Here is a 24,201-nt window from a genome sequence, read left to right on the forward strand (position 1 = left end):
GAACTATAGGTCGAATAATTCGGTTCAGGTTTTTTAGAAAAAATGGCACTTAAGGCTCCGATTAAAAACATGAGGGCAATAAAGCCCACAACAGCAAATAATACGATACGTATTGGTTTATACTGATCCGGGTTGTTGCGCGGATAGTTGTAATTGTGATTGATATTGATATCATCGCTATCTAAGAAAAACTCCGTTCCACAACTGTCACATTTGTAATAGTCGGGGCGTATTGTGCTGACTTTTATGCTGCCACAATGAGGACATTTGATCGCTTTGATGCTTTTGGCCATTTATCTTGTTGTATTTGTTTTGAATTACCGCTGTTTAAAATATCATTTCTACCAAGATGGAATTTGTGTATTGGAAGAATATGATTTACAGGTGAAAGTTATAAATAATAAATAAGGAATAGCAAATTTTCGGCCAGTCAACTTATATTCGATGGGACTGATTTTAAATACGTCGAGAAATGATAGCGATTGTAATGTTACAAAGAATATTTGGGCTATGACCCGCTTAGATAGGTTACATGATAAATAAAAATATATTTTTGATATTTACGAATTATTCGTAGATTGGTGAAAGAATAGTAAAGAAAGATTAAGACATGGAAAAGTTAACAGCACAAGAAGAGCAGGCAATGCAATCTATCTGGAGCCTAAATGGAGGTTTTATTAAAGAGATCTTAGATAATGTCAAGGGCGAGAAAATGCCTTATACGACACTGGCCTCGACAGTAAAGAATTTGGAGCGTAAGGACTTTGTGAAAGCGGTGCGTTATGCTAATGCAAAACGTTATGAGCCTATGGTCAGTGAGCAGGATTATAAAGCTAAGTTTATGAATTCTTTTGTGGGTGATTATTTCAAGAATTCTTACAAAGAGATGGTTTCTTTTTTTTCGTGAAAGAGGAAAAGCTGACTGAGGGCGAACTTAAGGAGATCATGGATATGATCAAAAACAACAAATCTTAATACAATGGAAAATCTACTGACCTATATCATACAAGTCAATCTGTTGTTGAGCATAATCTACTTAGGTTATGTAGGGCTATTGAAGGGTTTGACATTCTATTCATTAAATAGAGGCTATTTTTTAATAGGCGGATTATTTGCTTTTATTTACCCTTTTTGGATTTAAAATCATTGTTTGTACAGCGTGGGTTAGACATGGGCTTGGTCGGTGAGCAGATTTCATTTTATATAGAGGAACAAGAGGTTCAAGAAAAGCTTACATTGGCGGGATTGGTGGAGATGGTGTTTATTTTGGGGGCAGTGTTGTTATTGCTGAAGTTCCTATTTCAATTATTGAGTTTATTGAGGATTCATTTTCATTCCACTGCGGATCAATGGAAAACATATTTTTTTCGGAATGTGTTTATTCCTATTGTTCCATTTTCGTTTTTAAATAAAATCTATGTCAATAAAGGGCAGCATATGGATGCTGAACTGAAAGATATTTTTAAGCATGAGGATATCCATGTGAAAGGCCTTCACAGCTTGGATATTTTATTGTTTGAAATGATATTGGTGTGTTGTTGGTACAATCCTTTCGTCTGGTTCATGCGCAGGGCCATTCGCCAAAATTTGGAGTTTCTGACTGATCAACAGGTGCTCAATAAAGGAATTGACAAACAGACGTACCAATATAGCCTGTTGAATGTGTCCAAAAAGGGCACTTCAATAGGGTTGAGCAATCAATTTAATTTTAAACTATTAAAACGTCGCATTATGATGATGAATAAGAAAAGATCATCCAAGATAGAACTGAGTAAATATGCCTTCCTTTTGCCTATATTCTTACTAATGGGGGCAGCATTTACTGTAAGCAAAGCGGAGGGCAGCATAGAAGGGGTTGTTGAAAAGGCTAATGAAACTACGCTTCTTAAATTGGACGATCAACAGCGGGATTCCACGTTGTCAGTGAAGATGGCTGGCGAAGCAGGAAAGTTATTGAAAGAGGTTATGGGGACGGATACGGTGAAGATCGATACAAGCCGATCAAAGAATACAACTGATTTATTAAGCGATCAGATTGGTTCTCTGAGACTGAGAGGTACTTCTGCCGTAATTGGAAATCCATTATTTGTGTTGGATGGGGTAGTTGTTAGCAAAAAGGAACTGGATGCAGTTGCTCAGGAACGAATAGAATCAATAACTGTATTGAAAGACAAGTCAGCTACAGCAATCTATGGAGAAAAAGGAGAAAAAGGTGTTGTGTTGCTTACGACTAAAGCCGGAAATGCCACAAAAAAATCTGAAAATAACCTTCAGGGCAAGGTGGTGGGTTTTCAAGTTAAGCAGGACTCCGTTGGTACAACAAAATCCCATACGATAAAGTATCCTGTTGATGTTTTGTATGTGATTGATGGGGTTAAGATGAGTTCTGAGGATATGAAGGGTGTTGATCCCAATAATATTGAAAGTATTAATGTTTTAAAGGATGCTTCAGCTATGGTAAAATATGGACGTGAAGGGAAAAATGGTGTTATTGAAGTGACCACAAAAAAATGGGCTAGGGAAAATCCGGATAAGGTCAGTAAAGTTGCTAAGGAACTCAAGTCTGAAAATAAAGTAGGAGAGACTCTGCCACTTGCTGCCTTTTATAAAGCGAATGAAGACAAGCAGGATGTTAAGACGGTAACATTTGAGGGGAAATCCAAAACAGATGGGAGTCAAGGCAAAGCAACTACGTTTACTGGTAGAGGAGTGACGCATTCAGTGACTTCCGAACTTATCGTAGGTAAAGATGCTGTTCGACTCCGTGGGTTATCAGGAAAGGAAAAGCCATTATTTATTGTGGACGGTCAGGTGCAGCTAATAGACATAGATGATTTGAATGCCTCGGATATTCAATCGATTTCGATTCTTAAAGATCAAAATGCTACAGCTTTATACGGTGCTGCAGGGGGAATGGAGTTATTATTATCACTACGAAGAAGAATGCCGCTCAATTAAAAGAAACAGATGATAAGGGCGAAAGTTTGGACGTCAAGATAAAGAAAACAATCAAGACTGAGCTTGATGCCGAAAGAAAACGTGCTGAAGCTGCCAAAGGGTAGTAACCATAATATTTTGGTGGAATAAAATAAAAGGACTGATGTCCCTTTTATTTTGTATTCAGGTTTGTCATGGTCAGCTCGATGCCGATATTGACAAAACTTTGGATCATTTTGACAGAATGATCTATTAGCGCAGGCAGTTCAGCTTGCTCATCTTTGTCAAATGGGCCAAGGACATAGTCGACCTGTCTACCTTTGGGGTAATTATCTCCGATACCAAAGCGTAGACGCGGGTAAACCTGTCCTCCGCAAAGCTGTTCGATGGATTTAAGCCCATTGTGGCCAGCACTGCTGCCTTTGGGTTTCATACGTAGAGAACCAAATGGAATCGCGAGGTCATCAACAATCACCAATACATTTTGAATAGGCACTTTACATTGTTGCATATAATAATTAACCGCTTTGCCACTGAGGTTCATATAGGTGGTCGGTTTGATGACGGTTACATTGTGCCCTCTCTGTTTAAATTCACTGTAGTAGGCTAATTTCAATAAAGAAAAGCTTGCACCGGCCTGTTTGACCAATTCGTCTGCAACCATAAAGCCAATGTTATGTCGTGTGTCGGCGTATTCGCTGCCGATATTGCCCAATCCAACGATAAGATAATTCATGTTGCAAAAATAAAAATTTAATAAACAAAAAAGCACCGAATTTCGGTGCTTTCTGTAGTATAAAAATCTTGTTCAGATTATTTTTTACCACCTTTAGCTGCTTTAGCTGCTTCTTGTTCAACTTGACGCAATGCACGAGACATGATAACTGAAACGATTGTATCGTCAGAGTTGTTCAATACTTTTGCATTTTCTAATTGAACTTGAGCCACACGGTATGATTTACCAACTTCTAATGATTCCATTGGTACTTCAATTTCTTGTGGTAAGTTAGCAGGTAATGCTTTTACACGTAAATTACGCAATTTTTGAACTAATTTACCCCCATTTTAACACCTGGAGATGTTCCAGTTAATTTGATAGGAATATTTAATGATACTTCTTTATCATCAAATAATTCTAAAAAGTCAACGTGAGTAACTAGGTCAGTTAATGGGTGGAATTGTGCGTCTTGAACGATAGCTCTTTTTGTTTGACCGTCAATGTTTAATTCTACGATTACAACATCAGCAGTGTAAAGAACTGGTTTCAAATCAGCTGCGGATACAGCAAGAGCAGTTTGTTCCTTACCTCCGTAAAGTACTGCTGGTACTAAACCTTGGTAGCGTAACTCTTTCGCATCTCTTTTCCCTACGTTCTGTCTTACAGAACCGCTAATAACAATTGATTTCATCTTTTAATTTTTTATAAATTTTGAGGTGCAAAGATAGTTTAATTTTGGTATTATCAAAAAAATAGCTGCTGATATTGAGGGACTAAGATCCCTTATGCTATTTTGTAAGTTGCCGACTTGAAACAAATCTTGGGGATAACGTGGTGAACGGTTATTATATTAATTTGAGGAGGGGCTGTTGAATTGTAATCTTGGTTGTCCTTAGATGCTTGTTTTAAGAGGCTATTGTGTGGGACAAGAATAAAAACAAACTTTCTAGCCTCCGGCTTACCATACCAGGATCTAAATACTCATATCTCAATACTTAATACTAAAAAGACTCCAGTATTTCAGCCGTAGGCTTACCATACCAGAGTCTAAATACTAATATCTTAATACGCTATACTAAAAAGACTATTCAACGTCAAATAAATCTGAGATAGATGTATGTTGGTTGACGCTAGTGATTGCTTTTGCGAACAAATCAGCCGTAGACAACACTTTGATTTTTGTTGATTGTTTTGCTTTTTCCGGATCCAATTGAATGGTGTCTGTCACAATCATTTCTGACAATACCGAATTTTCAATTGTTTCATAGGCCTTACCCGATAACACCGCGTGTGTACAAACTGCTCTTACAGATCTTGCACCATTCTCCATGATCAAAGCAGCGGCTTTAGAAAGTGTACCTGCAGTATCGCAGATATCGTCGATCAATACAACATCTTGACCCGTTACATCCCCAATGATAGACATCGACTCGATTTCATTTGCACGTTTACGACGTTTGTCACAGATGATAACTTCTGCATTGAAGAATTTAGCAAAAGTACGCGCTCTGTACGATCCACCCATGTCAGGTGAAGCAATTGTCAAGTTTGGAAGTTTTAAGGATTTGATGTAAGGAACAAAAATAATGGAGCCATCTAGGTGATCAACAGGGATATCGAAAAATCCTTGGATCTGTGCAGCGTGTAAATCCATCGTCATGATACGGTGAATTCCGGCTGCAGTCAAAAGATTGGCAATCATTTTGGCGCCAATAGCAACTCTTGGTTTGTCTTTTCGATCTTGTCTTGCGAAACCGAAATAAGGGACCACTGCAGTGATGTAGTGCGCTGAGGCTCTCTTTGCAGCATCAGTCATCAACAATAATTCAAAAAGATTGTCGGTAGGTTGGTTGGTAGATTGGATGATAAATACATCGGCTCCACGAACAGATTCATTGTAGAATGGTTGAATCTCACCGTCGCTAAAACGCGATAATGTTTTGTCTCCTAGAGGTTTCCGTAAGATTGTGCGATTTTCTCGGCTAGTTCTGTAGTGCCAGAACCTGCAAATAATTTAACCGTGTTGAATTGCAAAGGCATGGTTTTGTATATTTATGTTGGGTTATTGTATTGTCGTTTATTCAATATTTTTATTCCCTAATATTTTTTAAAGTTAAACATTAAAAAAATGGATTGTTTGCACAATCCATATACTCTTAACTTTAAAAGTTGTCCGACCTGGATTCGAACCAAGACAAACAGAACCAAAAACTGTCGTACTACCCTTATACTATCGGACAATGTCTTTCAGAAGTGAACGTTTCCGTCTTTTTTCTTTTGACGACGCAAAGATAGAGATTTGTTTTAAAAATCAAAATTCAAATTAAAAAAATCTAAACCTTTTATAAAAAATAAGCCTTGCATATAACGCAGAAAAGGCCTGCGATTGCAAGCCTTTTCTATTGTTTGTTGTCCGACCTGGATTCGAACCAAGACAAACAGAACCAAAAACTGTTGTACTACCCTTATACTATCGGACAAACAATTCAAAGTGTTCGTTATCGTGATGATGTCGTTCACATTTGATGATGCAAATATACGGACTATTCTTGTTTCTGCAAATAAAAATGTACTGTAAAGTGCATTGGGCTTGATTTTCAAATAAATAATTTTTGTTTTGCCCTAAAATTTACTTCATGCTTGCGGCTTTTTTGTACCGGTATTAGTCTAGTCAAGCGCATGAATGCCTTTGTGCTGCTTTCTTTACAGCCAATATTGCATCGCATAATGAAATTTTTTCAATCAATATGTGTTAAAAAATCAGAATAAAGTTCATTTCTTATTAACTTATCCTTATTTTCGAGCCGTATTATAATACTTTTACAGTTATCATTTTATGAACTATACTAAAATCAACAATCTTTTAGGATGGATATGTGCGCTCATTGCAACAGTAGCATATGTCATGACTGCCGAACGATCGACGAGTTGGTGGGACTGCGGTGAGTTTATCGCCTCAGCCTTTAAACTTCAAATTGTGCACCAGCCAGGGGCACCTTTATTCTTAATGATTCAAAACATCTTCTCAAATCTTGCTGGAGGTGATGTAACACGGATCGCTTTTTGGATGAATGTGGGATCTGCTGTATGTAGTGGTCTGACAATCTTATTTTTGTTCTGGACGATCACAGCGCTAGCAAAGAAGGTCGTTGCAAAAGGAGTTGGCGAGTCCTATACTTCAGCTGACTTGATCAAAATATTTGGTTCAGGTGCTGTCGGCGCATTGGCTTATGCATTTACGGATACATTTTGGTTTTCCGCGGTTGAATCTGAGGTGTATGCGATGTCTTCGCTTTGTACGGCTGTTGTCTTTTGGGGATATTAAAATGGGAAAACCATGCAGATGAAGCTGGTTCTGACCGTTGGTTGATCTTTATAGCCTATGTGATGGGACTATCAATTGGGGTTCACTTATTGAACTTACTTGTGATCCCTGCTATAGCCTTGGTAATTTATTTTAAACGCTCTAAAACAGTAACTTCTTCGGGAGCAACGAAAGCATTCTTGATCGGTGTGGTTGTGCTGGCCTTAATTTTATGGGGTATCATCAATATACAGTCAAAGCTGCCGCATATTTTGACTTGTTCTTTGTGAATAGTCTAGGCATGGGTTTTGGAACCGGATTTAATCTGTTTTTATATTGGTAATTGCTCTTTTTGTTTATGGTATTTGGTACTCGGTCAAAAAAGTAAAACCGATGTTGAACCTGATCTTAATCAGTACAGCATTTATTATCTTCGGTTATAGTTCCTTTGCAATGATCATGGTACGTGCCAAAGCAAACCCTACCTTAAATAATAGTGATCCAGATAACGCGTTTTCATTTGTCAGTTATTTGGGGCGGGAGCAATATACTAGTGAACCACTATTAAGTGGGCCAACCTTTGATGCTCAAGTGGTGGATGCTGAGGCAACTTATACTTATCGAAAAGACAGTGATAAATACACGAAAGTAGAGAATGGTATGAATTATAAATACGATAAGACCATGTTATTTCCTCGTGTTTATAGCTCAAGAGACCAAAATCATATAGATTATTATCGCGATTACCTAAAGATTCCTGAAGGACAATCGCCAACATTTGGGGATAACTTAAAGTTCTTCTTTAGCTATCAGATCGGACACATGTACGGTCGTTATTTTCTTTGGAATTTTGCCGGACGTCAAAATGACCAACAAGGACAGGGTTCCTTCACTGAGGGGAACTGGATCTCAGGGGCTAAACCTGTAGACCAGATGCATGTGGGCGGACAAAATGCTATTCCAGACTCATTGAAAACAGATCCTTCAAACAATAAATATTATTTTTTGCCTTTGATTATTGGTTTGATTGGTGCATTCTGGCATTTTGGTAAAAGACAACGAGATGCTGGTATTGTGGGCTTATTATTCTTCTTCACTGGTCTAGCGATTGTATTGTACTTGAATCAAAGCCCGCTTCAGCCACGTGAACGTGATTATGCGTATGCAGGTTCATTCTATGCCTTTGCGATATGGATTGGTCTGGGGTATTTGCCATTGCGGATTACCTAGGCAAAAAGGTTGATGGGAAGATAGCTGCAGGGATAGCGACAGCTGCTTGTTTGTTGGGTGCTCCTCTATTATTGGCCTTCCAAAACTGGGATGATCACGATCGTTCAGAGAAAACAACCGCACGTGATTTGGCGAAAAACTACTTGGCTTCCTGTGCACCAAATGCAATTTTATTTACCTATGGTGATAACGACACCTACCCATTGTGGTATGTGCAAGAAGTTGAAAATTATCGTCCGGATGTTCGGGTCGTCAATTTAAGTTTGTTGAGTTCTGATTGGTATATGCGTCAGATGAAACAAAAGGTAAATCAGGCAGATGGCTTACCGATCAATATTGATAACGAAAAGTTCAAAAAAGGTGTTCGTGAGATACTCTATTATCAAGATATGAAAGTGCCGGGTCATGTGGATCTTGATTTGGTCATGCAGATCTTGTTGTCTGATGATCAAAAGAATAAATTGGAATTGCGTGGTGGTAAATTTGAGAACTTCTTGCCGACTAAAAATTTTAGCCTTCCGGTGGATAGAGAAGCGGTGTTAAAAAATAGTGTTGTTCCAAAAGCATGGCAGGAATCTATTGTGGATACGATGAGTTGGACGTATAATAAAAATTACATTACTAGAGCGGAGTTGTCTATGCTGAATGTGCTGCTCAATAATAACTGGAAACGTCCGATTTATTTTGCTGCGACTGTTCCAAATGACAACTATCTTGGATTGGATAAATATTTAGTACAAGAAGGTTTTGCCTTGCGTTTGATGCCTATTGCAACTCCTGCAGGAGCAGAGGGAACCTTGGTGGATACACAATCTGCATTCAAAGATATTACTACGAAATATCAATGGGGTAACATGGCGAATGCCTCTTATTTAGACCCTGAATCCTATCGAATGATCACCATGATCACCAATACCGTGATGGGAGGAACGGCAACACAGTTAATGATGGAAGGTCATAAAGATGAAGCGCGTAAAATAGCTGTTGAGACGTATGAGAAAATGCCAAAACGTGTGTACTTGATGCGTGATATTTTGGGCTATATTCCAATCATTAACGTATTGTATGAAACTGGTGAGAATAAACGTGCAAATGAGATTGTCAATCGCAATCTGAAATTTATGACACAAAATATGCGTTGGTATCAGGATATTGCACAAACGAAAGCGGAACTGGAATATTCAAATATCGGAACAGCACTACGTGCTTTGGGTGCATATAAGAGCATTCTGGCATCGACTTCGGAGAAGCAGTTGCTACAACAAGTGACGGAGCTGGAGAAGTCTTATAAACAACAATATGGTGTAGAATAATCGTTCAAGCCCTGTTTTATAAAGAGCTGTCCTTTTTGTATGTTGCTCAAAATTTAATTTGAAAAGCATATAAAAAGGACAGCTCTTTTTTGATTATTTTTTCTTAGCTTAACGGCATAAAACCAACCTGATATTATGATGAAACGTCAACTGAAATTGTGGGATGCGATTATGCTGGTCATGGGCTCGATGATCGGAAGTGGGATCTTTATTGTGTCGAGTGATATGATGCGGCAACTGGGCTCAGGATACTGGTTGGCAATCGTATGGTTGTTGACGGCGGTTGCTACGGTGGCGGCCGCGATTTGCTATGGTGAGCTTTCTTCCATGTATCCCAAAGCAGGTGGACAGTATACATATCTCACGGAAGTTTTCGGGAAACCGATAGGTTTTTTATATGGTTGGAGTTTATTTACTGTTATACAGACTGGCACAATCGCAGCGGTTGCCGTTGCCTTTGGGAAGTTTACGGCTTACTTAATCCCCCAATTGAATGATGCCGCACCAATATTTCAACGTGGAGAGTTTAAGATTACCTGGATACAGGTGTTGGCTATGGGCGTGATTCTCTTGTTGACGTATATCAATACCCGCGGAATAAAAAGTGGTAAGTCGGTACAATCTTTCTTTACATCAGCAAAGATTATTGCATTGGTTTTATTGATCATAGGAGGCTTGTTTCTCATTAAGGAGAATCATTTTTCGGAAAATATGGCTTATAGCTGGGATGCTTTTCAAAATTTGAAAGGTGAGGGCTGGATGGGGATTTCCGGTGGTGCTTTAATGGGGCGTTGGCCGCAGCTATGGTCGGTTCTGTATTTAGCAGTGTTGCCTGGGAGAACGTGACTTTTGTGTCTGGCGAGATTGTGAATCCGCAGCGCAATGTGGTTCGTGCGCTTGTCATCGGAACCAGTCTTGTTATGATTTTGTATATCTGTTGTAATTACATTTATCTTTCTGCATTGAGCCGCGAAGAGATCGCTTTTGCGACAAATGATCGCGTGGCTATTGCAGCGGCTGAAAAGATGCTGGGGCATACTGGTACGATTGCAATGGCCATTTTGGTGATGATATCAACGTTTGGCTGCGTCAATGGTCTTGCGCTGTCAGGAGCGCGAGTTTTTCAGACGATGGCCAAAGATGGCTTATTCCTGAAACAGGCTATTCCTAATAACAAATTTGATGTGCCGGCTAGATCGCTATGGTTGCAGGGGATATGGGCTTCCTTACTTTGTTTAAGCGGTCAATATGGTAATCTGTTGGATATGATCTCTTTCGTTATTGTGATATTCTATATGATTACGGTATTGGGAGTTATTATTCAACGTGTTCGAAAGCCTGAAATCGAACGTTCGTATAAGACATTTTTATTCCCCTTAACACCGATTATCTATCTCCTGATTGGTACTGTATTTTGTGTACTACTCATTATCTATAAACCACAGTATACCTGGCCAGGTTTTATATTGGTATTGATTGGATTGCCTGTGTATTATTTTGCACGAGGCAATAAAAAGAATGATTAAAAGGGGCTGCTGTTAATAGGGGCTATATGCTAGTGGCGACTGAGGGGACATTCTTTTTTTTTGTGTAGGGTAATCAAAAGAAAACGGACGAATAGGTCAAGGGCGGAAAAAAAAAGCTGGATTGTTCTGGAAGGGATGTCTGTGGAGTAACTCAATCGCGCTAATGGCACGTTGCTTTAGTGCTTATTAATTCTCCTGTGGAGAATTGAAATATTGAAATTAATTGGCGTATAAACCGTGTTTTTGTCAAAAAAGTGTAGCTTTGCTCAAACATTCCCATAATGAAACAGTCGATTTTATTAGACGGACCAAAATTTCAAATCACCATTCAAAGACTATGTCGTCAATTGATTGAGAATCACGGTGATTTTTCAAATGCTGTCGTCATAGGTATTCAACCAAGAGGAACTTTCTTAGCTAAACGTATTGTCAAAGAACTTGAACGCATGATCGAAAAACCGATCTTGGTCGGTGATCTGGATATTACATTCTATCGCGATGATTTCCGTACAAAAGGTAATGCTGGTCCGTTGTTAGCAAATAGCACAAATATCAATTTTATTGTAGAAGGTAAAGATGTCATTTTTATTGATGATGTCTTATGGACAGGACGTACCATTCGGGCGGCGATGGATGCTGTACAGGCATTTGGAAGGGCAAGAAGAATTGAACTGCTTGTTTTGGTCGATCGTCGATTCTCTAGACAGATTCCGATTCAACCCGATTATATTGGAATACAAGTTGATTCTATAGATTCACAGAAAGTGATTGTGAATTGGAAGGAATCTGACGATCAGGATAGCATTATCTTGGTCACGGAGAAAAAACTTCGGGTAATGATTAGGAGCAAGTTCAGTAAAAATGGCTGAAGGTTCTAATTGGCCTTTGGGAACGAACCGTCCGATTAAAAAATGATTAGTAAATACTTGAATATACTATAAAATGTCATCTGCAGTAGAACAATTAAGTACTCGCCATTTATTGGGAATCAAAGATCTAAATGAGAAAGATATCCAATTGATTCTGGATACCGCGAGTAATTTCAAAGAAGTATTAAATAGACCCATCAAAAGGTCCCTTCTTTACGCGATATCACCATTGCCAATGTGTTTTTGAAAATTCAACACGTACGCGGCTTTCTTTCGAACTTGCTGAAAAAGACTATCTGCAGATATCGTTAATTTTGCAGCTTCATCTTCATCTGTGAGTAAAGGCGAGACATTGATCGATACAGTCAATAATATTCTCGCTATGAAGGTTGATATGATCGTGATGCGACATCCTTATGCTGGGGCTGGTGTGTTTTTAAGTAAACATGTCGATGCTCAAATTGTGAATGCAGGCGATGGGGCACATGAGCACCCTACGCAAGCTTTGTTGGACTCTTTTTCCATACGCGAGCGTTTTGGTGATGTTGCTGGGCGTAAAGTTGCTATTATCGGTGATATTACGCATTCAAGGGTTGCGCTATCTAATATTCTGTGTCTTCAAAAACAGGGGCAGAAGTCATGGTCTGTGGACCGACCACCCTTATTCCAAAGCATATCACTTCTTTAGGTGTAAAGGTTGAGCACGATTTGAGAAAAGCATTGAATTGGTGCGATGTTGCAAATATGTTGCGTATCCAATTGGAACGACAAGATATTGCCTATTTTCCCTCGCTAAGAGAATATTCCATGCTATATGGCTTAAATAAGGAAATTTTGGATTCCTTAGAAAAACCCATTACAATTATGCACCCCGGACCAATCAACCGTGGGGTTGAAATCACTTCGGATGTAGCCGATAGTGAGCATTCCATTATCTTAGATCAGGTTGAAAATGGAGTTGCTGTCCGCATGGCAGTATTGTACCTATTGGCTGGACAACGCGGTTAATTGGTGTTTCAATAGCGGAGCCGATAAGGCAGAGTCATCGATGCGGAATAACCAAATCGAATGATTCTTCAATCGACAATATTATGCCTGACTTTATTTTTGGTCGGGCATATTTTTGTGCAAAATTTCCGTTATAATACTGGATTATTCACAGATGTTAATAACTTTTGTGTAAAATAGCTCAATTAAAGTATAATTTAGTAAAATGAATAAAACTATCTCCCAGGATTGCAGAGATTTGAACTGATTTTCAATAAATTTTGACTGATCTTAAAGCTTTAAATGGCGGCGGAGTAGGCGATAAATTTATATTTCAGGGCAAATTTATCAGGGTTTGAAAGGAGATTCATTTACATTTGCAGATAAATAACATATTTAGGTTTCACATATTATGTATAAGAAGATTTACCAGGTGGGAGTTGCACTAACCGTTATGGCGACGCCAGCATTAGCGCAACAGACAGAATGGCAACAAATCAACAAGGCTTACAAAACAGGAATGGAATTGTATGAACGTGGGAAATTTGGTTCTGCGTCAGCGCAATTTGATCGTGTAGAGGCCTTACGGACGAAATCCAATCTACAATTGGATGAGACAGAAGAGCTATCTTTATTAAAGGAAAATGTACGGTATTATCAAGCTGTTTGCGCCCTGGAATTGGGCGAGTCAAATGCTGAAAATCGTTTCTAAAATATATTCAAGATTTCCCTGTTAGCGCCAATTCTAAAGCTGCTTATTTTCAGATCGGTAAATCATATTATGCCAAAAAAGATTATGTGAAAGCGATTGAGTGGTTTACAAAGATCGATAGTAAAAACCTTGCTGGTAAAGAGAATGTAGAATATCGCTTTAAATTAGGTTATGCTTCTTTTATGACAAAAGATTATAAGACAGCAAAACCATTATTTGAGGGATTAAAAGATCAGAAAACTGAATTTCAGGAGGCATCAATCTACTACTTTGCTTATTTATGTTATTTAGATGCAGAGTACAAAACTGCTTTAAATGAATTTGAGCGTTTGAATGGTTCCAAACAATTCGAAAACAGTTATCCTTACTACATTACGGCGCTATATTTCTTAGATAAACGCTACGATGATGTATTGGACTACGCATTGCCAATCTTGTCGCGCACCAAGCAGGAAAATGAGACTGAGATGTTTCGTATTATCGCCGCAACCTACTTTATTAAAGGTGACCTAAAAACATCAAAAGATTATTACGATAAATTCCAGGCACAAGATCAAGGCAAGACTCAGAATAACCAAGATAGTTATCAGATCGGTTATATCGCTTATAAATTAAAGGATTACGATAAGGCAATTACGGAACTGGAAAAAATGACAGAGCCTGATGCTTATTACCAATCTGCTATGATTACCTTGGGGATAGCTTCTTGAAAAAAAGGGAACAAACAGTCTGCACGTAATGCCTTCTTTAGAGCATCAAAACTGGACTTTGATCCAGCCATGAAAGAAGAGGGTTTGTTCAACTACGCAAAGCTTTCTTACGAATTGAGTTCCACCAAGTTGCTCTGGCTTCTACACAGGAATATCTAAAAACTTATCCAAAATCGAAACGTCAAGAGGAGGCAAAAACCTTATTGGCAGAAGTCTTGTTAAGTACGAAAAATTACCGTGAGGCGGTCGATATCTTGGAGTCTATTCCAAAACGCGGTAAAGAAGCAAATGCTGCTTACCAAAAAGTAACGTATTACAGAGGTTTGGAGTTTTATAACGAGCGTGCTTTTGAAAATGCAATTTCTTTGTTCCTGCGTTCTGAACAGCACCGTTATGATGAAGAAATCTACGCCTTGGCGACCTATTGGAAAGCTGAAGCGATGTATGAGGTGCGTAAATATGGTGAAGCAGTAACAAACTTCAATAAGTTCTTACGTTTGCCAGGTGCAAATAAAACAGATGTATACGGTTACGCAAATTATGCTTTAGCCTATGCCGCTTTCCGTAATGGAAACTACAATACAGCAGCGAATTATTTTGAACGTTTCTTGGCCTCGGGTGGTTCAAAAGGTTTAGAGATCAATACCCGTAATGATGCGATCGCGCGTCTGGGTGACTCTTATTTCTCTTCTAAAAACTATGGTAGAGCCTTGACGGAATATAATAAGCTGATCTCTTCAAAAGCACCAAGCCAAGATTATGCCTTGTTCCAACGTGGTGTTATCCAAGGATTACAGGGAGATAATAATGGTAAGATCTCAACATTGAATGCTGTCATCGCACAATTTCCGAGCTCGAATTATGCGGATGATATTGCTTTTGAAATTCCTTATACTCGTTTCTTAATGGGTGAGAGCGATCAGGCAATTTCTGGACTTCAATCGATGGTGGAAAAATACCCACGAAGCAGTTATGTGCCACGTGCTTTGGTAACAATTGGTTTGGTTCAATATAACCAGGATAATAATGATGCTGCGCTAGCAACATTCCAACGTGTCGTTGACCAATATGCATCTACAGACGAGGCAAGACAGGCCATGCGCTCGATCGAGAATATCTATCTGGATAAAGGGGATGCGACTGGATATATCAAATATGCAACAGGAACAAATTTGGGTGACGTTTCGAAATCTGAGCAAGATTCACGTTCGTTCTCGACAGCAACAACCTTATTCTCCCGTGGAAATTACCAAGGCGCTGTAGAAGCTGTAAATGCGTATTTCGATAAGTTTCCGAAACCAAACCAAGAAAAATATGCGCGTTTTGTGCGTGCAGAAAGTAATGCAGCATTGGGAAATACAGAAGATGCCTTACACGATTACAATATTATCTTGAATGACTGGACTTCTCCTTATACTGAACGTACATTGATTTCGGTATCAAATTTATATTTGAAACAAAAAAATATAATGAGGCAACTCAGTTGTTGAAAAAACTGGAGCTGACTTCTGAATATAAGTCTAATTATGGTTTTGCGATCAATAACCTGATGGTTTCCTATTACCAAATTGGAGATTATAAGGAAGCTTTAAATTATACCAACGCTGTTAAGAATTACGAAAAGTCTTCTGAAGAGGAGATTGCTAATGCGTTTTTATATGCTGGTAAATGCTATATCAAGCAGAACAAAAAAACGGAGGCTATGAAAGAGTTTAGCTTAGCTGCTTTGAAGAGCCGTACCGTATTTGGTGCTGAAGCGAAATACAATGTTGCTGTCATTCAATTAGAGAACAAACAATACGATGCCTGTATCAAAACGGCAATGGATTTGTCTGACAATTTCTCTTCTTATGAATATTGGGTGGCAAAAGCTTTATCACAATGGCAGATGCCTATGCTGGTAAAGGCGATGCATTCCAAGCGAAAGCAACACTTGAATCAATTGTGGATAATTACGATGCGAAAGATGATATTTTGCCTGCGGCAAAAGAGCGTCTAAATAAATTGAACAACAAAAAGAAATAGGATACAATGAAGAAGTTGCAAAATAGAAATGTGAAGAAATATACCTTAGCAGCGCTTTTGATGGGCGTGGGATTGAATTCTTTTGCACAAGAAACAGGCAAGAAAAACGATCCTGAAAAACCGGTCACTATTGATTCTTTTGATGTTGTTCGTGATTACAAACCGATTCTTGCAGATGCTGTAAAAATCCGTCGTAGTCCTGATATGACCAACAAACGGGAATATCAACCAAAATTAAACTATGGTAATATTATTGATAAGAAATTAGATATCAATACAGGTCTGAAACAATTGAATGTGCAGGAGATTCCATTTGCACAACCTTTTGAACACAGCAGTAACTATGTCAAATTTGGTGTGGGTAACTATAATACCATTTTAGGCGAAGCGTATTTAGCTTCCGAGCAGTTTGAAAATACTCGTTTTGGATTATTTGCGAAACACTTAAGCCAAAAGGGGAATATCGATGGTCAGAAATTTAGCACGCAGGACATTGGTATTTTTGGACGTCGTGTATTGGATGCCGTGACCGTAAAAGGTACAATCGGTTACAATCGATATGGTACGAATTTCTACGGTCAAACTTTTGACCAACCAGGGACAACATTATTGAATACATCACCAGACAAACAAACATTTACTGATATTTATTTAAATGGTGAGCTAGCAAGTAATGTTGATCCGAAGAATGAGCAATCTGTGAGCTACTCTGCTAAAGTAGATGGTTACCTATTCAAGGATGCTTATAAAGCGAAGGAAAATTCCTTTGCCCTATCGGGATATTTGAATAAACGCATGAGTGCTTTCAATGTTGGCGCCAACGTGAGCGTGACCATGAACGATGTCAAAAACGAAAATGACACAGCGAATGAAAAATAATTTGTTTTTGATCAATCCTTACATTCGATTCAAAGGAGATAACTATAATGTAACTTTGGGTGCCAACCTGACTTCGGAATTTGGTGACGAATCCCGTTTCAATGTTTTCCCATCAGTGGAAGCCGATTTTTCTTTGGCTCCAGAATATATCTCTTTATTTGCCGGTGTTAACGGGAATGTGAGACAAGGTTCATTCCGTAACTTTGCAAAGGAAAACCCTTATTTGGCACCAAACGTTAGAATTGCCAACTCCATCGAAAAATTGAATGTATATGGTGGTTTAAAAGGGAATGCGGGTGCGACATTTGGTTATAAAGTAAAGGTATTTTACAAGCAGATCGAAGGACTGCCTTTGTTTAAAAATAGTGCGTTTGGCGATAATCAAGGTGGATATATTCCTTGGGCTTTTGATGTGGTCTATGATGGTCAGATCAATAAAGCTAAACATATGGGATTGGAAGGGAGATTAATGTACGCTTATCACAATTGGTTAACCTAGGCGGTAAAGTATTTATTGATGACTATAATCTGAGTGATGAAGAAGAGGCATGGGGCTTACCTAAATTTAGGTTGCAAGCCAATGCGCGTTTCAATATCTCGGATAAATTCTTTGTGGACGCGGAGCTTTCTAGCCAAGGTAATACTTATGCATATGTTTACGATTATAATACCGATGGCAGCCGTGTAGCAGATAGTGGTCATAAGGTTACGATTGCTTCCTTTGCGGATTTAAATGCTGGTGCTGAATACCGAATTAAAAACAATTTGGTGTTTTCGTGAAAGCAAATAATATCTTTGGGAAGGAATATCAGCGTTACATGTATTACCCAAGATTGGGATTCAATGTAATTGGTGGTCTTAATTATTCGTTTTAACGAATTAAGATTATAAATTTGCATTTTAAATCATAGAACAATGAATCTAGGCAAAAACATCAATAGTTTATTAAGACGCTATGCGGAAGTATACGTGCCCGGAATAGGTGTGTTCAAAAGAATTCATTCTCCGGCTCAATTTGATAAACAGAATAATGTGTTTTTGCCACCTATATCCTATGTCGAACTGGACTATTCTGCACAACATGGATTCAATATCGTGCATTATATTCAACAACAGGAAAACTTAAGTTTGGGGCAGGCGCAGCAAATTCTGGACGATACTGTGGGCAGCTTAAGAAATGACTTAGGGCAATTTGGACAGGTAAAACTGGATGATCTTGGTCTATTGATTAGCTACGGTTCAAGTTTGGTATTTAAGCCTTTAGATTTATCTGGCTTTAATTTTCAACCCGTTGTTAATTTAGTCGGTCCTGAAATTGAAACGGTTATTCCGGTACGGGAAGATGAACATGGACTTGCTGAGTCAGACGAAGCCCTAGTGTCAGAACCGCTGAAGAATTGGTTAATGAGGCAAATGCTGTTGTTGGGAATGACGTTGAAACCGAAGAGGAAACTGCAAACGAACAGCGAGAGCCACAGGATTTAGAAAATGATGACAATTTTACACCGACTGAATCTGTAGCCGAATTGGTAGAACCTATCACTCCGATCGTGGAGCAGGATACGCTAGCGGAAAATACCGTGGAGGAGAAAGCCAAGGTTGAAGCAGAACTTTTAGATACTGTAGCTGTTTCGACACCGATTGACCAGAACGATAGCCAGGAAGTTGCCGAAGATGAGAAAATTGCGGAGAAGGAAGTTGGTGCTATTGCTGCTGCAAATTCTGCTTATGCTCCCAATATTTATGAAGAGGAACCGCGCAATTCGAATGCAATCTGGTATTGGATAACAGCGGCCATTGTATTGGTCATGATTGCAGTGGGCGTCCTTTATACAAATCCGGGCCTGAAAAATTCACTGTTTGGGGGACACAACCGGCCTTAAAACCTGCTGGTGATACAATTGTTCAGAAAAATAATTTACCAATCAATGATACTACATCCAACACATTAGTGGCGGACAGTTTAAAGAAGGTAGATTCTCTGGCAAAAACGACTCCTGATTCATTAAAAGGTACTGCAGTAGTCGCTGAAAAGAAAACAACTGAAAAAACTCCGGTTTTGCAGGCCGATCCAGTTATCAAAGAATCTATTCCTGTTGCACAGCCAAAGTATCAGCTCGTTATCGGTTCTGCCCGTACAATGGCACAGGCAGAGGAAGAGGCAAAACGTCTTCGGGCCCTAGGTTATAAAACTGCGCGCGCAGTAGAGGGTAAGTTTAAAAGGAATAGAAAGAAAATCATCCTGAATACCTACATGACAAAAGCGGAGGCTGACCTCGCTCAAAAATCTGTAGAGAAAAAAATTGAAGGTGCTTGGGTAGAAACATTATAGAAACTATATAAAACTATTAATAATTATGTCATTAGTGCAAGATACAGCAAGGGCTGCTGTAGATACGTTTAATCAAGCTGCGCAACAACCGTTACCTGCTGCTGCTAGTACAGAAAACATGAGTTTGATCGATATGATGATCAAAGGGGATGGATAATGGTTCCAATCCTATTACTGTTCTTTATTGGGTTGGTTATCTTTTTTGAACGCTATCTGACTATTCGCAGAGCAGCCAAATACGATAATAGTTTGATGTCTCAAGTGAAAGCAAATGTATTATCGGGAAATTTAGACTCAGCTTTGGCTGTATGTCGTTCCAGTAACTCGGCCTTAGGACGTATGTTGCAGAAGGGCCTATTACGTGTAGGTAGACCAATCAAAGATATTGAAGGCGCGATTGAAAACGTTGGTAAATTAGAAGTTGCCAAGTTGGAGAAAAACATCAATATCCTTGGTATTATCGCGGGTATCGCGCCAATGCTTGGTTTCGTCGGTACCATCTTTGGGGTAATCAGGATTTTTCATGAGGTAGAATTGGCGGGTGGTATAGACATCGCGTCCGTATCCGGTGGTCTATATGTGAAAATGGTGTCTTCAGCTTCGGGTCTTGCTGTCGGTATCTTGGCTTATTTAGGCTATCATATCTTAAATATGATGGTTGAACGATTGATTTTACGGATGGAAACTGATGCAGTAGAATTTATTGATTTATTGGATGAACCAGGAAGATAATGAACTTACGAAGTAGAAAAAATAAACCATCTGCCGAAGTCCATACTTCAGCGTTAAACGACATCATGTTTTTCCTGATGTTGTTTTTCCTGTTGGCATCGGCGGTTTCGAATCCACAAGTGGTCAAGCTATTGTTGCCAAAGTCGAGTGCAGGTGAACAATCTGTTGCGAAAAAGACGCTTACAGTATCCATCACAAAGGAATTGGGCTATTTCATTGATAAAAATCCGGTCCCTGTAGAGGGCTTGGAGGCGGCTATCCAGTCGCAAATGGCTGGTGGAGAAGAATTGACGATTATGCTTTACGTCGATAATACTGTTCCTATCCAAAATGTCATTTCGGTTATGGATGTAGCCAATCGTCTGAAAGTGAAGGTGGTCTTGGCAACGGAACCAAAAAAGATAAATAGGAACAATTAAACTTTTTCGAAGTTTATTGTTCATATGTTAATATAGGAGATTTATACAATGAGATATCATCTTCAACATGAAGAAAATAATTTCCCCAAGGCCTTGGGGATATCTACATTGGTCATGGCATCGCTGCTGTTGATTGGCTTCTTTGTGGTCTTTAAAGCACAAGCACCGGATGAGTATGGTATGGGCGGTATGATCGTCAACTATGGCACCTCTCCTGAAGGAATGGGAGATGATTACATGAGTGTAGAAGAACCTTCTGTAGATCCCAATGCAAATAATGAGCGCCCAGATCGTATAGACCCCGTGGAAACCCCAACGCCAACACCAACACAACAAGTTGCTGAAAAGGCAGTTGTCACACAGGATCTAGAAGAGGCACCTGCTGTAACAAAAACCGAAAAGAAGGTGGTGTCAAAAGCGCCTGAAACGACCAAAGAAACGAAAGCAGTGGCGCCTCAAGCAAATGCAAAAGCGCTTTTCAAAGGAAATAAAAATAACGGTAAGGGTGCTGGCGACGGTACAGGTACAACTCCAGGAAATCAAGGTTCTAAATTAGGGGATCCTTTGGCTAGCAATTATGGCGAAGGAGGATCAGGCAATGGCAACATGATGTTGTCCATTGAAAACCGTAGTTTTACACAACGACCAAGCATTGATGATAATGGCCAGCAAGCTGGAAAGGTTGCGGTGGAATTCAGAGTGAATAAGCAAGGTGTTATTACGTATGCCCGTGCTGGTGTAAAGGGCACGACGATCACAGATCCTTCTCTGTTGGAGAAATGTGAACGTGCCGTCAGAGGGGCGCGACTAAATCAACTGCCTAATGCCCCTGATACCCAAACAGGGCGGATTGTATTCAATTTTAGATTAAGATAAAAATCATTCAGATGAATGCTTATAAGGAGGTAATCGAGTATTTATATACTCGATTACCTATGTTTACAAGGGATGGCGCCTCGGCCTTCAAAAAAGACGTTGACAATACCATCAAACTTTGCAACGCGCTGGACAACCCGCAGCAAAAATTCAAAACCTTACATATCGCTGGTACCAATGGAAAGGGATCTACATCCCATATGCTTGCGGCTATATTGAGCGAAGCAGGTTATAAGACCGGGCTCTATACTTCACCACATTTACTGGATTTCAGAGAACGTATCCGTGTCAATGGTGTGATGTGTGAACAGGATTTTGTTACGGATTTTGTTCAAACCCACAAGGCTTTGATAGAAGAGGTAAATCCTTCTTTTTTGAAATTACTGTAGCGATGGCTTTTGATTATTTTGAGAAAAGTAAAGTCGATATTGCTGTTATTGAAGTAGGACTCGGTGGACGATTGGACAGCACGAATATTATCCAGCCATTACTGTCTGTAATCACCAACATCGGGTTTGACCACATGAATATGCTTGGAAATACATTAGCTGAGATTGCTAGTGAGAAAGCAGGTATTATAAAAAGAAACACGCCGGTGGTGATTTCTGAATATGCTGCTGAAACAGCATCGGTATTCTTGGATAAAGCCCAGGTAGAACATGCTCCTATCCAATTTGCTTCCCAGATGTATCAAACAAAGATGCAGAGTGTCGACCAGGATTACCTGCGTATTGAAGTTATTGATGAAAATGGTGCCGAAGAAATTTATCAACTTGACCTCAAAGGTTCCTATCAGGTGAAGAATCTTGCTGGTGTTCTTTTGGCTGTTGACGAATTGCGTAAGCAAGGATTTCAAATCAGTCACCTTCATGTGCATGAAGCCTTGAAAAAGGTGCAATCTACTACAGGTATTCAGGGGCGTTGGCAACAGTTATCCAAAGATCCTTTTATAATCTGTGATACAGGGCACAATGAAGATGGAATTCATGAGGTTATAAAAAATCTGAACAGCACCAGCTATAACAAATTACACTTTGTCATTGGTGCTATGCGGGATAAAGATCTATCGCACATGTTACCGTATCTACCGAAAGACGCTGCTTATTATTTCTCAGCGCCGGATATGCCAAGAGCAATGCCTTCAGATTTGCTCCGTGAGGAGGCTGAGGCCTTTGATTTGCATGGGGAGACTACTCCTCAGTACAGGAAGCTTTTGTGGCTGCTAAAGCTGCTTATGAAGATGGCGACCTGATTTTTGTGGGTGGTAGTAATTTTGTGGTGGCTGAAGTCTTGGTCGCAGTAGATAAGGGATTATAATGTAAAGAATAAGGATCAGAGATACTGGGTTTGTCAGCTTAAGCTAATCTACACAGTCTATGATCCTTTTTCCTTAATTTTTATACAGTATTTTCTTTCTGAATTATCTGGTTTTATTGATTCGTATTTTTTCTTTAAGTTATCAATGAACCCGCTACGTTCGGCTTATTGTTCAGAAAGAGCCTTCCATCAATTTTCATGGCAGTTGATGCTTGTGAGAGGATGAAGGTTTTGTTACTTTTTTCTAATCATTAACAGTCAATTCTCCACGAATATCTTTTTCGGCCCAGTACGCAACTTCTTTTTGATCTTCGAGTTCGCCTTGAAGATACATCAATTTGGTTACTGCAGCTTCAAATGTAAGGTCATATCCATTGAGTACACCAATAGCTTTCAGGCCTTGTGAGGTTTCATATCTCCCCAATTCAACTGAGCCAACCTTACATTGTGAAATATTGAGGATATTTTTTCCCTGTTCTATAGCTCCTTTTAGTAAATCCAGAAACCAGCTGTCTGTAGTCGTATTACCCGATCCAAAAGTTTCCATCACAATAGATCTTACATCCGAATCAAGAACCGATTTGATTGTCTGTGCGGATATTCCCGGAAAAAGTTTCAATACAGCAACCCGGTTGTCTAACTTGGTATGTAGGATAAATTCTTTATCAATGTTATTCAATAATGCATCCGTATTGTATTTAAGGTGGATGCCAGCCTCCACGAGCACGGGGTAATTGGGCGATCTGAATGCTTCAAATTTAGCTGAGTTATATTTGAAAGAGCGATTTCCACGGAATAACTTATTGTCAAAAAGGATACATACTTCCTGGATAATGGAAACACCATCTTGTTTTGCGGAAGCAATTTCCAATGCCGTCATCATATTCTCGCGCGCATCGGTACGGATCTCTCCAATAGGCAATTGCGACCCCGAAAGGATTACTGGTTTTTGAAGCCCCTCTAACATAAAACTCAATACAGAAGCTGTGAATGCCATTGTATCCGAACCATGTAAAATAACAAAGCCATCATAATTGGCATAATTATCCTTGATGATCTGGGCCATTTCTATCCAGATCTCTGGCTTCATGTTGGAAGAATCGATGATCGGTTCGAAAGAGTGTACGGTCAATTTATAATCCAGACGGCTTAAATCAGGAGATTACGCTTGATCAGTTCAAAATCGAAGGGTACAAAAGTGCCTGTTTCGTCTTTGACCATTCCAATGGTTCCGCCAGTGTAGATAATAAAGATATTGTGCATGGGATTCTATAGATTATATACCAAAAATACGTTTTGAATTTGCTGTTGTGAT

23 protein-coding genes and 6 pseudogenes are annotated in these 24,201 nt (G+C 39.3%); 25 read left to right on the forward strand and 4 right to left on the reverse strand.

Going from position 1 to position 24,201, the window contains the following annotated elements:
• The first annotated feature begins 610 nt into the window (after nt 1-610).
• The 3 genes from KUH03_RS25120 (at nt 611) to KUH03_RS25130 (ending at nt 2,958) form a co-directional block, all read left to right on the forward strand.
• Complete coding sequence (locus KUH03_RS25120; protein ID WP_257087319.1) at nt 611-907, forward strand: BlaI/MecI/CopY family transcriptional regulator; 297 nt, start codon at nt 611-613, stop codon at nt 905-907.
• Nucleotides 908-979: 72 nt separating this feature from the next.
• Nucleotides 980-1,141, forward strand: a complete 162-nt coding sequence (locus KUH03_RS25125) for a hypothetical protein (RefSeq protein WP_257087320.1) — start codon at nt 980-982, stop codon at nt 1,139-1,141.
• Nucleotides 1,142-1,170: 29 nt separating this feature from the next.
• Entirely contained in the window at nt 1,171-2,958 is a 1,788-nt protein-coding gene (locus KUH03_RS25130; RefSeq protein WP_257087321.1) for a TonB-dependent receptor plug domain-containing protein, read from the forward strand.
• 151 nt (nt 2,959-3,109) lie between these two features.
• Here the strand turns inward: KUH03_RS25130 and pth are convergent, their stop codons facing one another.
• The 3 genes and pseudogenes from pth to KUH03_RS25145 all read right to left on the reverse strand — a co-directional run bounded on the left by pth (nt 3,110) and on the right by KUH03_RS25145 (nt 5,695).
• A complete protein-coding gene (pth, locus tag KUH03_RS25135) occupies nt 3,110-3,673 on the reverse strand; it encodes an aminoacyl-tRNA hydrolase (protein WP_104383967.1) in 564 nt (187 codons plus the stop codon).
• Between the two features lie 77 nt (nt 3,674-3,750).
• A pseudogene (locus KUH03_RS25140) lies at nt 3,751-4,346 on the reverse strand (50S ribosomal protein L25).
• Nucleotides 4,347-4,739: 393 nt separating this feature from the next.
• Nucleotides 4,740-5,695 (reverse strand): annotated as a pseudogene (locus KUH03_RS25145) (ribose-phosphate pyrophosphokinase).
• An 865-nt stretch (nt 5,696-6,560) separates the two neighbouring features.
• On the opposite strand from KUH03_RS25145, the pseudogene KUH03_RS25150 reads away from it, so the two are divergent.
• From KUH03_RS25150 to KUH03_RS25250, 22 genes and pseudogenes are all read left to right on the forward strand, one after another.
• Nucleotides 6,561-7,249: pseudogene (locus tag KUH03_RS25150) on the forward strand (DUF2723 domain-containing protein).
• Between the two features lie 103 nt (nt 7,250-7,352).
• A complete protein-coding gene (locus tag KUH03_RS25155; protein ID WP_257087322.1) occupies nt 7,353-8,189 on the forward strand; it encodes a hypothetical protein in 837 nt (278 codons plus the stop codon).
• A complete protein-coding gene (locus tag KUH03_RS25160) occupies nt 8,150-9,502 on the forward strand; it encodes a hypothetical protein (RefSeq protein ID WP_257087323.1) in 1,353 nt (450 codons plus the stop codon). The genes KUH03_RS25155 and KUH03_RS25160 overlap by 40 nt, the downstream gene beginning before the upstream one ends.
• A 135-nt stretch (nt 9,503-9,637) precedes the next feature.
• On the forward strand, nt 9,638-10,348 hold the full coding sequence (locus KUH03_RS25165) for an APC family permease (RefSeq protein ID WP_257087324.1): 711 nt from the start codon (nt 9,638-9,640) through the stop codon (nt 10,346-10,348).
• Nucleotides 10,306-11,028 carry an APC family permease gene (locus tag KUH03_RS25170; RefSeq protein WP_257087325.1) on the forward strand — a complete coding sequence of 241 codons (723 nt, stop codon included), beginning with the start codon at nt 10,306-10,308 and terminating at the stop codon, nt 11,026-11,028. The genes KUH03_RS25165 and KUH03_RS25170 overlap by 43 nt, the downstream gene beginning before the upstream one ends.
• Before the next feature lie 281 nt (nt 11,029-11,309).
• Nucleotides 11,310-11,897, forward strand: coding sequence for a bifunctional pyr operon transcriptional regulator/uracil phosphoribosyltransferase PyrR (gene pyrR / locus KUH03_RS25175; RefSeq protein ID WP_257087326.1), 588 nt, complete (start codon nt 11,310-11,312; stop codon nt 11,895-11,897).
• 73 nt (nt 11,898-11,970) lie between these two features.
• Nucleotides 11,971-12,905: pseudogene (locus KUH03_RS25180) on the forward strand (aspartate carbamoyltransferase catalytic subunit).
• Nucleotides 12,906-13,317: 412 nt separating this feature from the next.
• Nucleotides 13,318-13,596 (forward strand): hypothetical protein, encoded by a 279-nt coding sequence (locus KUH03_RS25185; protein ID WP_257087327.1) that lies wholly within the window; start codon nt 13,318-13,320, stop codon nt 13,594-13,596.
• Nucleotides 13,597-13,682: 86 nt separating this feature from the next.
• Nucleotides 13,683-14,306 carry a lipopolysaccharide assembly protein LapB gene (locus KUH03_RS25190; RefSeq protein ID WP_257087328.1) on the forward strand — a complete coding sequence of 208 codons (624 nt, stop codon included), beginning with the start codon at nt 13,683-13,685 and terminating at the stop codon, nt 14,304-14,306.
• A 203-nt stretch (nt 14,307-14,509) separates the two neighbouring features.
• The gene (locus tag KUH03_RS25195; RefSeq protein WP_373564493.1) at nt 14,510-15,796 is read left to right on the forward strand and encodes a tol-pal system YbgF family protein; all 1,287 of its coding nucleotides are present in this window, start codon (nt 14,510-14,512) and stop codon (nt 15,794-15,796) included.
• Nucleotides 15,790-16,305, forward strand: a complete 516-nt coding sequence (locus KUH03_RS25200) for a tol-pal system YbgF family protein (protein WP_257087329.1) — start codon at nt 15,790-15,792, stop codon at nt 16,303-16,305. Before KUH03_RS25195 ends, KUH03_RS25200 begins: the two co-directional genes overlap by 7 nt.
• A gap of 32 nt (nt 16,306-16,337) precedes the next feature.
• Complete coding sequence (locus tag KUH03_RS25205) at nt 16,338-17,210, forward strand: hypothetical protein (protein ID WP_257087330.1); 873 nt, start codon at nt 16,338-16,340, stop codon at nt 17,208-17,210.
• Nucleotides 17,200-17,709: a hypothetical protein gene (locus KUH03_RS25210; protein WP_257087331.1), complete on the forward strand. Its 510-nt coding sequence runs from the start codon at nt 17,200-17,202 to the stop codon at nt 17,707-17,709. The genes KUH03_RS25205 and KUH03_RS25210 overlap by 11 nt, the downstream gene beginning before the upstream one ends.
• On the forward strand, nt 17,697-17,990 hold the full coding sequence (locus KUH03_RS25215) for a hypothetical protein (protein WP_257087332.1): 294 nt from the start codon (nt 17,697-17,699) through the stop codon (nt 17,988-17,990). The genes KUH03_RS25210 and KUH03_RS25215 overlap by 13 nt, the downstream gene beginning before the upstream one ends.
• Before the next feature lie 135 nt (nt 17,991-18,125).
• Nucleotides 18,126-18,695: a hypothetical protein gene (locus tag KUH03_RS25220; protein WP_257087333.1), complete on the forward strand. Its 570-nt coding sequence runs from the start codon at nt 18,126-18,128 to the stop codon at nt 18,693-18,695.
• Nucleotides 18,608-19,093, forward strand: coding sequence for a hypothetical protein (locus tag KUH03_RS25225; protein WP_257087334.1), 486 nt, complete (start codon nt 18,608-18,610; stop codon nt 19,091-19,093). The genes KUH03_RS25220 and KUH03_RS25225 overlap by 88 nt, the downstream gene beginning before the upstream one ends.
• A 68-nt stretch (nt 19,094-19,161) precedes the next feature.
• Nucleotides 19,162-19,542 (forward strand): SPOR domain-containing protein, encoded by a 381-nt coding sequence (locus tag KUH03_RS25230; RefSeq protein ID WP_257087335.1) that lies wholly within the window; start codon nt 19,162-19,164, stop codon nt 19,540-19,542.
• A gap of 25 nt (nt 19,543-19,567) precedes the next feature.
• A pseudogene (locus KUH03_RS25235) lies at nt 19,568-20,274 on the forward strand (MotA/TolQ/ExbB proton channel family protein).
• On the forward strand, nt 20,274-20,693 hold the full coding sequence (locus KUH03_RS25240) for a biopolymer transporter ExbD (RefSeq protein ID WP_257087336.1): 420 nt from the start codon (nt 20,274-20,276) through the stop codon (nt 20,691-20,693). The pseudogene KUH03_RS25235 and the gene KUH03_RS25240 overlap by 1 nt, the downstream one beginning before the upstream one ends.
• Before the next feature lie 48 nt (nt 20,694-20,741).
• The gene (locus KUH03_RS25245) at nt 20,742-21,569 is read left to right on the forward strand and encodes an energy transducer TonB (RefSeq protein ID WP_120260060.1); all 828 of its coding nucleotides are present in this window, start codon (nt 20,742-20,744) and stop codon (nt 21,567-21,569) included.
• A gap of 11 nt (nt 21,570-21,580) precedes the next feature.
• A complete protein-coding gene (locus KUH03_RS46660; RefSeq protein WP_306429157.1) occupies nt 21,581-21,958 on the forward strand; it encodes a hypothetical protein in 378 nt (125 codons plus the stop codon).
• 2 nt (nt 21,959-21,960) lie between these two features.
• On the forward strand, nt 21,961-22,821 hold the full coding sequence (locus KUH03_RS25250) for a folylpolyglutamate synthase/dihydrofolate synthase family protein (RefSeq protein ID WP_306429158.1): 861 nt from the start codon (nt 21,961-21,963) through the stop codon (nt 22,819-22,821).
• 309 nt (nt 22,822-23,130) lie between these two features.
• Here the strand turns inward: KUH03_RS25250 and KUH03_RS25255 are convergent.
• Nucleotides 23,131-24,149: pseudogene (locus tag KUH03_RS25255) on the reverse strand (asparaginase).
• Between the last annotated feature and the right edge of the window lie 52 nt (nt 24,150-24,201).

The sequence above is a fragment of the Sphingobacterium sp. E70 genome (genome assembly GCF_019285695.1).
GTDB classification, from domain to species: domain Bacteria; phylum Bacteroidota; class Bacteroidia; order Sphingobacteriales; family Sphingobacteriaceae; genus Sphingobacterium; species Sphingobacterium detergens.

What these genes read in the sequence shown, in the direction of transcription:
- KUH03_RS25240 (WP_257087336.1), top strand. Translation starts at nt 20,274, where the DNA reads ATGAACTTACGAAGTAGAAAAAATAAACCATCTGCCGAAGTCCATACT.
- pth (WP_104383967.1), bottom strand. Translation starts at nt 3,673, where the DNA reads ATGAATTATCTTATCGTTGGATTGGGCAATATCGGCAGCGAATACGCC.
- KUH03_RS25205 (WP_257087330.1), top strand. Translation starts at nt 16,338, where the DNA reads ATGAAGAAGTTGCAAAATAGAAATGTGAAGAAATATACCTTAGCAGCG.
- KUH03_RS25125 (WP_257087320.1), top strand. Translation starts at nt 980, where the DNA reads ATGGAAAATCTACTGACCTATATCATACAAGTCAATCTGTTGTTGAGC.
- KUH03_RS25170 (WP_257087325.1), top strand. Translation starts at nt 10,306, where the DNA reads ATGGTCGGTTCTGTATTTAGCAGTGTTGCCTGGGAGAACGTGACTTTT.
- KUH03_RS25160 (WP_257087323.1), top strand. Translation starts at nt 8,150, where the DNA reads ATGGATTGGTCTGGGGTATTTGCCATTGCGGATTACCTAGGCAAAAAG.
- pyrR (WP_257087326.1), top strand. Translation starts at nt 11,310, where the DNA reads ATGAAACAGTCGATTTTATTAGACGGACCAAAATTTCAAATCACCATT.
- KUH03_RS25245 (WP_120260060.1), top strand. Translation starts at nt 20,742, where the DNA reads ATGAGATATCATCTTCAACATGAAGAAAATAATTTCCCCAAGGCCTTG.
- KUH03_RS25165 (WP_257087324.1), top strand. Translation starts at nt 9,638, where the DNA reads ATGATGAAACGTCAACTGAAATTGTGGGATGCGATTATGCTGGTCATG.
- KUH03_RS25130 (WP_257087321.1), top strand. Translation starts at nt 1,171, where the DNA reads ATGGGCTTGGTCGGTGAGCAGATTTCATTTTATATAGAGGAACAAGAG.
- KUH03_RS25250 (WP_306429158.1), top strand. Translation starts at nt 21,961, where the DNA reads ATGGCTTTTGATTATTTTGAGAAAAGTAAAGTCGATATTGCTGTTATT.
- KUH03_RS25210 (WP_257087331.1), top strand. Translation starts at nt 17,200, where the DNA reads ATGAAAAATAATTTGTTTTTGATCAATCCTTACATTCGATTCAAAGGA.
- KUH03_RS25120 (WP_257087319.1), top strand. Translation starts at nt 611, where the DNA reads ATGGAAAAGTTAACAGCACAAGAAGAGCAGGCAATGCAATCTATCTGG.
- KUH03_RS25220 (WP_257087333.1), top strand. Translation starts at nt 18,126, where the DNA reads ATGAATCTAGGCAAAAACATCAATAGTTTATTAAGACGCTATGCGGAA.
- KUH03_RS25155 (WP_257087322.1), top strand. Translation starts at nt 7,353, where the DNA reads ATGTTGAACCTGATCTTAATCAGTACAGCATTTATTATCTTCGGTTAT.
- KUH03_RS46660 (WP_306429157.1), top strand. Translation starts at nt 21,581, where the DNA reads ATGAATGCTTATAAGGAGGTAATCGAGTATTTATATACTCGATTACCT.